Origin of the sequence: Streptomyces aurantiacus, assembly GCF_001418335.1 — a bacterium.
In the GTDB taxonomy this organism is placed as follows: Bacteria; Actinomycetota; Actinomycetes; order Streptomycetales; family Streptomycetaceae; genus Streptomyces; species Streptomyces aurantiacus.
The window spans coordinates 1-9,494 of the sequence record NZ_LIPP01000476.1; the positions used below are offsets into that span (position 1 = coordinate 1).

A 9,494-nucleotide genomic window follows, 5' to 3' on the forward strand; every position below is an offset into this window, starting at 1 on the left:
GGAGGGGAGGGGACTGTCGAACGGGGCTTCAGTTGCGCAGCTCACCCGTCGGCGGGTGGATCGGCGCACGCCGGTCCGGTCCGTGACCGTTGACCGGCTGCAGCGTGGAGGAGGCCAGGAGGGCCAGCTTGTCCGCGTCTTCGGAGCCGGGCTCTGCGTGGTACATGGTGAGTGTCAGTCCTTCGGCGCCGCTGATCGCAAGCCGTTCGCGATGCAGGGTGATCTCGCCGACCTGAGGGTGGTCGAACAGGACGGGTGCGCCGCGCTGGGTGCTCACGTCGTGGCGGTTCCAGAGGTCGCGGAAGCGTGGGCTGGCGACGGAGAGCCGGCCGACGAGTTCGATGAACCGCTGGTCGTCCGTGTCGGGGCCGACCGCTTGGCGCAGGCTCGACACGTAGCACTCCAGGGTGCCCTCCCAATCGAGGAGGAGGGCCTGCTCGGCGGGGTCGAGGAACACGTCGAGAAGCTGGTTGCCACCGACCGAGAGGCGTGGCGACAGAGCAGATGCCATCGCGTTCGCGGCCAGGATGTCGAAATACCGGCCCTCGACGAAGCTCGGGCAGGGCAGCGTCGACAGCAGAGCCCGGGTACTGTTCGGCACCGTCTCGACACGGGCCCTGCGACGGGTCTTGCGGGGCTTGCCGGCCACGAGGGTCCGGAGGTAGGTCATGTGCTCGTCGTCGAGCCGGAGCACGCGAGCGATCGCTTCGAGGACTTGCGGTGAGGGGTTGCGGTCACGGCCCCGCTCCAGCCGCAGGTAGTACTCGGCGCTGATGCCGGCGAGCATGGCGACTTCCTCACGGCGCAGTCCCGGCACACGCCGGCGACCGACATCGGGGAGACCCGCCTGGTCGGGCGTTACAAGCCCACGGCGGGCCTGCAAGTACTCGCCCAGGCGGTTCGACTTCTCGGTCATGCCAGAAACCGTACGTCGGCTCGATCGGACAAGGCAGGTCCCTCTCACTACCCCGTCTCCTCAGGGACCTGGTTGCCCCCGGGTCCGCGGAGTGTCCTTGGAAAGCAGAACTCCTGCTCCATGAAAGGGACACACATGACTACGCAGGTGAATCGACAGATCGTCCTGGTGGCACGACCGCACGGCAACCCGAAGGCGAGCGACTTCGAGATCGTGGAGAGCCCCGTGCCTGTGCCCGGGGAGGGACAGGTTCTCGTCCGGAACATCATGCTCTCCATGGATCCGTTCAACCGCATCATCATGGGGAACGCGAACAGCGACCAAGAGCCCATCAACCTCGGCGATACGATGTTCGGCTTCACCGTCGGAGTCGTCGAGGCGAGCAACAATCCCGCCTTCGCGGTCGGGGATCATGTCTCAGGCTTCCTCGGCACGCTCGGCTGGCAGGACTACGCCCTCTCGGACGGTTCCGACATCCGGGTCGTCGACCCGGACGCGATGCCGCTGTCCGCACACCTCGGGGCGCTCGGCGTGACCGGACTGACCGCCTGGGTCGGGATGACCAAGGTCATCGACCCCAAGCCCGGTGGAACCCTCGTCGTCACCGCGGCCGCCGGCGCCGTCGGGTCGACCGCGGCGCAGATCGGCAAGCTCCGCGGGTACCGGGTCGTCGGCGTCGCCGGCGGACCGGAGAAGACCCGGCACCTGCTGGAGAACCTCGGCCTCGATGCCGCGGTCGACTACAAGGCGGACGACTTCGAGAAGCAGCTCGTCCGCGCCGTGCCGGACGGGATCGACACCGTCTACGAGAATGTCGGAGCCACCCAGTTCCCGCTGCTGCTGCCGCACATGAACGACAGCGGACAGATCGCTGTCGGCGGGGTCATGTCACAGATCACCGCGACGCAGGCACCGGAGGGGCCGGACCAGCTGCCCGAGGTGCTGCGCGCCGTCTTCTACCGGAACCTCACCGTCCGAGGGTTCGACGTGACGAAGTTCTACGACTGCTACCCGGAGTTCCTCGAAGACCTCACCCCCGCAGTCGTAGCCGGGAAGCTGGTGTCCACGACACAGTTCGTGCAGGGACTTGAGAACATCCCCACGCTTTTCCGGGAGATGTTCACCGGCCGCGCCGCCGGCAAGATGGTGGCGCAGATCGCCTGAGCTCGGCGGTGCGGTGGGAGGGCTGCCGCGGCCGGTGGCGGGGCTTCGCTTCCGCGTGCTGTACGGCCGGCACGCGACACCGCCTTCCCCAGTACCTGCTGACCTGCTGGACCGGCACCCCTGGCTGCCCCGCTTCCAGGTGATCAGGCTGATTGTTCAGGGTTCTCAGGCGGCGCATTGAGAACTTCATGGGGCGATGTCACCTTGCGCCCGTCTGTCATCGCCTTGGTCAGCAGGCCGTGCAGTCGGCGTTGCTCGGTGACGGTGAGTTGAGCGATGGGCGTGTGTTTCATGGCGGCGTCGACGAGCTGCCGTCTGGCCAGGTGGCCCTGCTCTGTGAGGTGGAGGGCCTTGGTCCGCCGGTCGCCGGGAGCCGGCGCCCGGTGGACGTACGACAACTGCTCCAGCCGGTCGGCGAGGAACGTCACGGTCGACGGATCGCAGTGCAGTCTGGCGGCCATCTGACGCATGGACGGGGCCGGCGCGGTCGGGTCGAGCTGCCACAGCGCGTCGGCCAGGGCGTGGGTGAGCCCCAGTTCGGCCATCACGTCCTGGATCCCGGTGTTGGTCGCATCGTCCATGGCGTGGACCAACCGCAGCAGTTGATAGGTCAAAGACTCACCGTCCATATCCGGCATGTTACTTGGGCTCTCCAATGCTTGACAACTCCAAGCTTCTGTTTGCAGGATAGCCGCACGAAGCTTGGAGAGTCCATGCAATATGTGAGTGGAGGAACGGTCATGAACGCGACCGGGGAACAGCCGCACACGGTGCGCGACAAGGTGCGCCGACGCGTCCTGACGACCGTGCTGGGCCGGATCGACAACGAGGCGTCCATACGCCGCGCGGCCACCCTCGACGCCCACCGGACCACCGCGAACTCCGGAAACGGTCCCTACTACGTCAGTGGGTCACCGCGGCGACATGACATCCGCGAGGGCCGCGACGGCGCCCCCTTGCAGTTGCGCATCCGGACCGTCGAAGCGGGCACGCTGGCACCGGTGCCGGACGCGACCGTCGAGATCTGGCACTGCGACGCGGACGGTATCTACTCCGGCTACCAGCGCTACGGCGCGGACAAGTTCCCCGCGCTCGTCTCGTTGACACTGCGCCGCTTCCGGCCGACCGACGGTGCGACCTTCCTGCGGGGTGAGCAGAGCGCCGACAAGAACGGACAGGTCGAGTTCCTCACCATCGTGCCCGGCTGGTACACCCCGCGCACCGTCCACATCCACGCCCGGGTGAGCAGTGCCGGAAAGCCCCTGCTGACGACCGAGCTCTACTTCACCGACGACTTCAACGCACACATACAGTCCCTGCCGCCGTACGCCGCACGCGGGCGCAGCCCGTTCGTCAACACCCACGACATCGAGATCCGCCTGGCCAAGGGCTCACCCGGCAGCTGGCTCACCGTGCGGCCGACCACCGAAGGACACCAGGCCGACGTCACCCTCCAGGTCTCTCGCTGAACGAGGAGCATCTCCGTGAACACACGAACTGCCGTCATCACCGGCGCGGCCGGCGGTCTTGGTCGGGCCACGGCCCGACAACTCCTGGCCGCCGGATTCGACATCATCGCCGTGACCCGCGACGAGCGCAGCGCTCAGGCGACCGCGGAGTCCCTGACGGCACATGCGCGGGGTCGTACGGTCCACGCCCTGCACGCGGACCTCGTCGACCGCACCGCCGTCCGCGCTCTCGCCGAGCGGCTGCGCGACACCGTCGGACACATCGACGTACTCCTCAACAACGCGGGAGCCGCCTTCCCGCAGTACGCGGAGACCGCCGACGGGACGGAGCGCACCCACGCCCTGAACCACCTGGCGCCGTTCCACCTGACTCATCTGCTGCTCGCCGACGCGCTGTTCGCTCCGACCGCCCGCATCATCAACATCTCCAGCGACCTCGTGACCCGGGGACGCGTCGATACCGACGATCCGGACGTCAGCGGAGCCTCCTGGCGCGACCGCTACGCGCAGATCGCCGTGTACGGGACCAGCAAGCTCATGGGTCTGCTGGCGACCACCGCCCTCGCGACCAGGCTGCCGGCCGGCATGCACGCCTACAGCGCGAGCCCCGGCGTCATCAAAACAGGCTTCAACGACAAATCCGGGGGCCTGCTCAAGGCCGCGTCCTTGGTCAGCAGCCTGTTCGCGCAGTCGCCGGAGAAGGCGGCCCACACCCCGGTCCTGCTCGCCACGGCCCCGACGCCCCCGACTCCGAACGGCGGATTCTTCGCCAAGGGCGCAGCCGCGACGCCCCCCAAGTCGGCCCGGGACGCGGAACTGGCAGCGAAAATCTACGACGCCACGGCACAATCACTGGGGCTCGTCCCCCTGTGATCGTGCAGGAGTTGGGCGACGGTGCGCTGCAAGCGGCGCTCGTTCAACTGGCCATGGGCATTGCGGACAGCCGCCTTACGGACCCTGATCTATCGACTACAGCCCTTGCGCGTGAACTAAGAGTTTCCGTGAGGACGCTACAACGCGCGTTCGCCGCGACTGAAACCTCCGTGACCGCATACATTCGCCACCAGCGATTGGAACGGGCGCGGATCGAACTGGCAGCCCCCTGCAATCGACCAACCATTGCGGACCTCGCAGCTCACTGGCAATTCGCTGACAGCAGTCACTTCATTCGGGCTTTCAAGAAGCAGTACGGCCAGACACCTACTCAGTACGCACGTACAGTCAGTGAAACGAGAATCAACGCGTCGTCGACTTAGTGGACCCAGCATGGCTGGTATCTGTGTCGTCTCCCTGAAAGCGGGTGAGCGGAGCGCGGCTCCGCCTGCCCGCGCCTGGCTGTTGTCAGTTCCTGGAGTCCGGCCGTGGCCGACCGTTGTGGCGCAGTCGGAGCCGACGCCGGGGGTGCGAGCGCAGCATCGGATGGAGGCTCCAGCCCCGCTCCGAGGCGACGCGCAGGACGAAACCGGCGCCGGCGCCCCGGAAGAAGTGCGCTCCGAGTTCCAGGTCGCGGTGGTACTCGCGACGGTGCTGGGAGGTCTCCACCCGCCGGGTCTGCTTCTCGATGCGCCGGTCCACTCGCGCCTGGTAGTACGCCGTGTCGCCCTCCCGCACCAGCGCCACGGGGGTCACGCACCAGAGCGGGACGAACGGCACCCGGCCCAGCGTGGCGTCCAGCAGCCGTATCGCCCCGTTCTCGGCCCTTGGCACCATGTAGACGATCAGCTCGGCCACCGGCGCTACGCAGTAGACGCAGACGGCGAGGAAGACCCACACCACCCACCACAGCGGCAGGAACACCAGGGTCAGGGGGAGAAGCAGCAGCCAGCGCAGTGCGGCCGGGCGGACGGGAAGCGGCCCCCAGACGGGGTCGTCGTCATCATGCACAGAATCCCACACGAATGGTGTCTTCCCCTCGGGTTCGCCGGCGTTCGACGGTGCGCACCCAATGACTTCTTCAGGGACAAGCGGCTAGAAGTCGCGGCTGGCGCAGCCGTTGCGCGTCCCGTCCTGCGTGTACCGCGCCCACTTCAGGTTCTCGAACGCCTGCTCACCGTACAGCCCGTCAACGGTGATCCCCTCTTGACCCTGGGCGTACTTGAGGGCGTCTCGTGTGGCCGGTCCGAAGTCGCCGTCGACGGCGATGGAGCGCCCGTAGCACGTCTTGAGGGCGAGCTGAAGAGCCTCGACGCCGATGCCGGTGCTGCCGTAGTCCATCCAGCAGCGCACGTTGTAGTACCCCTGGTACCGCACGTCCGGGATCTTGATCGACTGCGAGGAGGTCGTGTTGTAAGCGATCTTGTGGCTGGACGAGCACTCCCCGACGTATGTCCACGCTGACGCGGAAGGAGCGACGGCAACGGCGCCGCCGAGGAGGCCGGCGGTGAGGGCGCCGGTCGCCAGCAGGGATCTGAACCGCTTGCCGGGACGAACAGACATGGTCGTACCTCTCGTGAGGGAAGGAAAGCGAACGGCCCGTGCGTCAGGCGCACACGTGCGACCACCTGGAAGCGTGCCCGCCAAGGCCGGTGTCAGCGACGTACGACGGGCACAGTAGCCCGGTCCGGTCGCTGGGCGTGACGGTCGTTCGCCCCACATCCCGCTCCATCTTGATCGTGGGTCAACTACCCTTGTCCGCATGCGGCGTGGGGGCCATGGGGGATACGCGGGGAGCGAGTACGGAGCCGCTGAGCCGATGGACCGGGACCGCCCCGGGTCCGGCGAGCGCCTGGTGATCCTGGCCCTTGAGCGGTTCGGGGTGTGGCTCCGGTCCATCGTGGTCTGCCTGTGCGGTGCGCTGGGCGTCGTCTCGGCGGATGCGGCGGATGTTCCGCTGGCGGTGTCCCTGCTGGGGCCCGCTTTCCTCGCCTGTGGTGTGCGCCTCTACTCGCTGCGCCGCCCGCGCCTGTTCCCGCTCGCCCTGCTGTGGACGCTGGATGCGACCGTGGTGGTGTTGACGGGGCTGTCTCAGCCGGTGATCGGCGGCGAGGCCGCGGATGTGATGGTGGAGGCGATGGTCGGCATCAGCGTCGTCGCCTTCCAGTACGAGTGGGCGACGCGACCGGTCGCCGGGGCCGCCCTGGCCGCGCTGGGGGCCCTCGTCTTCGTACTGGGCGACGTCCTCTCCTCGCCCGGGCACGGCATCGACGTGGTACCCCTGGTACGCATGCTGATCCAGGTGGGCCTGTCGAGGGCTGCCTACCTCATCATTCGGGCGCTGGCCAGGGCGGCTGACCGGTCGGCCGCGGTCAGGGCGGCGGCGCGCCGGGAGATGGAAGTCGCCGCCGCACGCAGGGCCACCGAACGCGAGTACCTGGCGACCCTGCACGACACGGCGAGCGCGACGCTGCTGATGGTCTCCCAGGGCGACGGCCGGGACTGGTCGTGGCTGCCTCCACGTGCCAGACAGGATCTGGAGGCCATGTCCGCCGTGCCCGGATTCGAGACGGGGAGCGTCGACCTCGCGGCTCTTCTCGGCTGTGTGCCCGAGGGCGAGGGACCGGCCAGGGTGCGGCTCACGACGCGCGTCGACGGCCCGCTCGCGATTCCGTCCGGCCCCGGGCTCGCGATATTCAACGGGGTCCGGGAGGCCGTCACCAATGTGGCACGCCATTCCGGGGTGCGGGAGGCGGAGCTCAGGGCGTGGGCAGAGGGAGATGGCGCCGTCGTCGAACTGTCCGACGCGGGGCGGGGGTTCGACCCGGCGGCCGTCTCCGCACGGCGCCGGGGCATCTCCGGTTCCATCATCGCCAGGATGCACGCGGTCCAAGGCTCCGCTTCCGTCACCTCCCAGCCGGACACCGGGACCCGCGTGCAGTGGCGCTGGCACAGCCCGGCCCGGGTGTCACAGGCACGGGACGGAGCACAGGCGCCCGGCGCCCCGCGCCCGCCCCGCGACCAGGTGCAGCACACGGCCGGCGTCCGCTTCATCCGCGGGCGGCTCCTGTACGGGACCCAACTGGCCATGCTGCTGATCAGCCTGGTGTGGCAGTTCACCATCTCGCTGCGCCGGCTCGCGGTCCACCAGGACGTGTACCGCCCCGCGTGGGCACAGACGGCCGCCTTCGTCTGCCTTGCCGCCGTCGCGGTGATCGGCGGCGCCTATCTGCTGCGTGGCAGGCGGATCCCGCCGAGGGTGCGCTGGTGGGGCGTGGGCTCGGTGCTGGCCGTTTCGGCGGTATGCGCGTTCACGCTCCCGGCGGAACTGTCGACAGGTGCGCCGGACTGGGCGTTCGGAGTGGTCGGCTGGCATGCGCTGTTCCTGCTGGCGGACCTGCGGGTCAGGGTGTACGCGGCGTTCCTCGCGGCGCATGTGGGGCTCAACACGACCGCTGTGTTCCTGTCCGGGGCGCCGACCGTCACCCAGTGGGCCGTCATAGGCATCTCCACGATAGCCAGCTGCGGCTTCCAGCTCTCCGTCGGCGTACTGATGACGTATCTGCTCCACGGTACGGCTCCGGCAGCGGGGACCGAGGCCGCGCGGGAGGAGGAACTGCGTACCCGGGAACGTATCCACGAGGACATGCAGCGTGATCACAAGGAGCGCTACCGCGCGCTGACGGCGACGACCGTGCCGCTGCTCGTGGGCCTCGGCCACGGCGCGCTGAGCCCGCACGACGAGGAGGTCAGGCTGCGCTGCGGCGTGGAAGCGGCGCGTATGCGCCGCCTGTTCGCGGAGGCCGACGCTGTGTCCGACCCCCTGCTGAACGAGTTGCGGGCGTGCGTCGAGGTGGCCGAGCACCAAGGCGTGACGGTGAGCCTGGCCGTACGAGGCCGGCCGGGTGAGGTGCCGGTGGCGGTACGCAGGGAGCTGATCGACCCGGTGGCGGTGATTCTGGGCCGTACCCGCTCGACCGCGCGGGTCACTGTCGTGTGGACACCCCGCGCGGTACGCGTGAGCGTGGTCGGCGAGGACCGCGCCGGCGGCCGGGACCGGGGCACGGAAGAGGCCGCTCAGACACCCGGCCGTGCCACGAACGCGAACACGAACGCGCAGGTGGACGTGGTACGAACCCTGCGCGGCGGAAGTGTGTGGGTGGAGGCCGGCTGGAGTAGACCGGCGGTCACCGAAGAACGGGTTGCAGCCCGGATCGGATGACGTCAATCGAAGCAGCGGTCCTCCGGCCGCGACCCGAGGTCGTCGCGCAGCAGCGAAGCCGTAGTCAGGAGTAGATCGAGGTTCGTCGGTGCAGGGGCCACCCGGTGCGTACGCGGGTGGCCCTGCTCCTGCATGTGCAGCTCCGCCCATACCGTCTTGCCTGGGGCGGCCTGGCGAGGGCTGACGCCCCAGTCGTCCGCGAGCGTTTCGACGAGGAGCAGGCCCCGGCCGGACTCGGAGAGCGAGTCGGTCGCCGGGGGACGGGACGGCGGCTGCTTCTCGGTATGGGTATCGGTCACCTCGACGCGGACGACGTCCTCGGCCAGGGTGAGGCGGACGTGGAAGTCCCGGCCGGGTACGTGGCCGTGGCGTACGGCGTTGGCGCTGAGTTCCGCTGTGATCAGCGTGAGTGTCTCGTTGATGGGGGTCGTGTAGGGGTGGCCCCAGTCGTCCAGGCGGTGCGAGACGAGCCGGCGGGCCAGGCGGGCACCGCGCGGTGTCGAAGTGAAGCGCATGGTGAACTCGCGTTCGGGTGCGGAGCGCTGTGGCATATGCCCGTTCGGGGGAGTTGCTGACTTCATAGGGTCAACAGTCGCGGACTCTGCGTAGCGTTGACCAGGAGCGATGCGCTGACGAGTACGGGCTGTACACGTGAGCGGCGCGCTTGTACCTGGTGTTGGACGTAACCGGTTCCCGGGCCCCGAGTTGGCTGACTGGACCGGTTGTACGAGAGGAGCTGCGGCGTGGACGACGAGGTTCAGCAGCCGGAGTACGAGGTCGGAACGGGCATGCTGTGCGTGTTCGGGCGGCAGTTGAAGCTGTTCCGGGGGCGGGCGGGCAGGGACCGGGC

General features: G+C 68.7%; 10 protein-coding genes and 1 pseudogene. 6 read left to right on the plus strand and 5 right to left on the minus strand.

Features of this window, described 5'->3' with window-relative positions:
- Nucleotides 1-28: 28 nt before the first annotated feature.
- Entirely contained in the window at nucleotides 29-916 is an 888-nt protein-coding gene (locus tag AOK01_RS39015; protein WP_063792940.1) for a helix-turn-helix domain-containing protein, read from the minus strand.
- 135 nt (nucleotides 917-1,051) lie between these two features.
- Here AOK01_RS39015 and AOK01_RS39020 point away from each other — a divergent pair, with 135 nt between their 5' ends.
- Nucleotides 1,052-2,080 carry an NADP-dependent oxidoreductase gene (locus AOK01_RS39020; protein ID WP_055520247.1) on the plus strand — a complete coding sequence of 343 codons (1,029 nt, stop codon included), beginning with the start codon at nucleotides 1,052-1,054 and terminating at the stop codon, nucleotides 2,078-2,080.
- Nucleotides 2,081-2,223: 143 nt separating this feature from the next.
- Here the strand turns inward: AOK01_RS39020 and AOK01_RS39025 are convergent, their stop codons facing one another.
- The gene (locus AOK01_RS39025) at nucleotides 2,224-2,709 is read right to left on the minus strand and encodes a MarR family winged helix-turn-helix transcriptional regulator (RefSeq protein WP_157871665.1); all 486 of its coding nucleotides are present in this window, start codon (nucleotides 2,707-2,709) and stop codon (nucleotides 2,224-2,226) included.
- 111 nt (nucleotides 2,710-2,820) lie between these two features.
- Between AOK01_RS39025 and AOK01_RS39030 the strand changes: the two genes are divergently transcribed.
- From AOK01_RS39030 to AOK01_RS42220, 3 genes are read left to right on the plus strand one after another with little or no spacing between them, the layout of a single operon-like run.
- Nucleotides 2,821-3,549 carry a dioxygenase family protein gene (locus AOK01_RS39030; protein ID WP_055520251.1) on the plus strand — a complete coding sequence of 243 codons (729 nt, stop codon included), beginning with the start codon at nucleotides 2,821-2,823 and terminating at the stop codon, nucleotides 3,547-3,549.
- A 15-nt stretch (nucleotides 3,550-3,564) separates the two neighbouring features.
- Nucleotides 3,565-4,422 carry an SDR family NAD(P)-dependent oxidoreductase gene (locus AOK01_RS39035; RefSeq protein ID WP_055520253.1) on the plus strand — a complete coding sequence of 286 codons (858 nt, stop codon included), beginning with the start codon at nucleotides 3,565-3,567 and terminating at the stop codon, nucleotides 4,420-4,422.
- 53 nt (nucleotides 4,423-4,475) lie between these two features.
- Nucleotides 4,476-4,805 carry a helix-turn-helix domain-containing protein gene (locus AOK01_RS42220; protein WP_079104106.1) on the plus strand — a complete coding sequence of 110 codons (330 nt, stop codon included), beginning with the start codon at nucleotides 4,476-4,478 and terminating at the stop codon, nucleotides 4,803-4,805.
- 85 nt (nucleotides 4,806-4,890) lie between these two features.
- On the opposite strand, the gene AOK01_RS39040 is transcribed toward AOK01_RS42220, so the two are convergent.
- Together AOK01_RS39040 and AOK01_RS39045 are read right to left on the minus strand one after the other, a co-directional pair.
- On the minus strand, nucleotides 4,891-5,433 hold the full coding sequence (locus AOK01_RS39040; RefSeq protein ID WP_055520255.1) for a hypothetical protein: 543 nt from the start codon (nucleotides 5,431-5,433) through the stop codon (nucleotides 4,891-4,893).
- An 84-nt stretch (nucleotides 5,434-5,517) separates the two neighbouring features.
- Complete coding sequence (locus AOK01_RS39045) at nucleotides 5,518-5,985, minus strand: peptidoglycan-binding domain-containing protein (protein WP_055520258.1); 468 nt, start codon at nucleotides 5,983-5,985, stop codon at nucleotides 5,518-5,520.
- Nucleotides 5,986-6,184: 199 nt separating this feature from the next.
- Between AOK01_RS39045 and AOK01_RS39050 the strand changes: the two genes are divergently transcribed.
- The gene (locus AOK01_RS39050) at nucleotides 6,185-8,644 is read left to right on the plus strand and encodes a sensor histidine kinase (RefSeq protein WP_245702604.1); all 2,460 of its coding nucleotides are present in this window, start codon (nucleotides 6,185-6,187) and stop codon (nucleotides 8,642-8,644) included.
- Between the two features lie 2 nt (nucleotides 8,645-8,646).
- Here AOK01_RS39050 and AOK01_RS39055 read toward each other — a convergent pair whose 3' ends face one another.
- On the minus strand, nucleotides 8,647-9,195 hold the full coding sequence (locus tag AOK01_RS39055) for an ATP-binding protein (protein WP_063792941.1): 549 nt from the start codon (nucleotides 9,193-9,195) through the stop codon (nucleotides 8,647-8,649).
- Between the two features lie 192 nt (nucleotides 9,196-9,387).
- On the opposite strand from AOK01_RS39055, the pseudogene AOK01_RS45905 reads away from it, so the two are divergent.
- A pseudogene (locus tag AOK01_RS45905) lies at nucleotides 9,388-9,494 on the plus strand (transcriptional regulator); the annotation flags it as partial.

Bases quoted from the DNA above. Each gene is read 5' to 3' on its own strand.
- AOK01_RS39020 (WP_055520247.1), top strand. From the start codon at position 1,052: ATGACTACGCAGGTGAATCGACAGATCGTCCTGGTGGCACGACCGCAC.
- AOK01_RS42220 (WP_079104106.1), top strand. From the start codon at position 4,476: ATGGGCATTGCGGACAGCCGCCTTACGGACCCTGATCTATCGACTACA.
- AOK01_RS39030 (WP_055520251.1), top strand. From the start codon at position 2,821: ATGAACGCGACCGGGGAACAGCCGCACACGGTGCGCGACAAGGTGCGC.
- AOK01_RS39045 (WP_055520258.1), bottom strand. From the start codon at position 5,985: ATGTCTGTTCGTCCCGGCAAGCGGTTCAGATCCCTGCTGGCGACCGGC.
- AOK01_RS39025 (WP_157871665.1), bottom strand. From the start codon at position 2,709: ATGGACGGTGAGTCTTTGACCTATCAACTGCTGCGGTTGGTCCACGCC.
- AOK01_RS39050 (WP_245702604.1), top strand. From the start codon at position 6,185: ATGCGGCGTGGGGGCCATGGGGGATACGCGGGGAGCGAGTACGGAGCC.
- AOK01_RS39015 (WP_063792940.1), bottom strand. From the start codon at position 916: ATGACCGAGAAGTCGAACCGCCTGGGCGAGTACTTGCAGGCCCGCCGT.
- AOK01_RS39055 (WP_063792941.1), bottom strand. From the start codon at position 9,195: ATGCCACAGCGCTCCGCACCCGAACGCGAGTTCACCATGCGCTTCACT.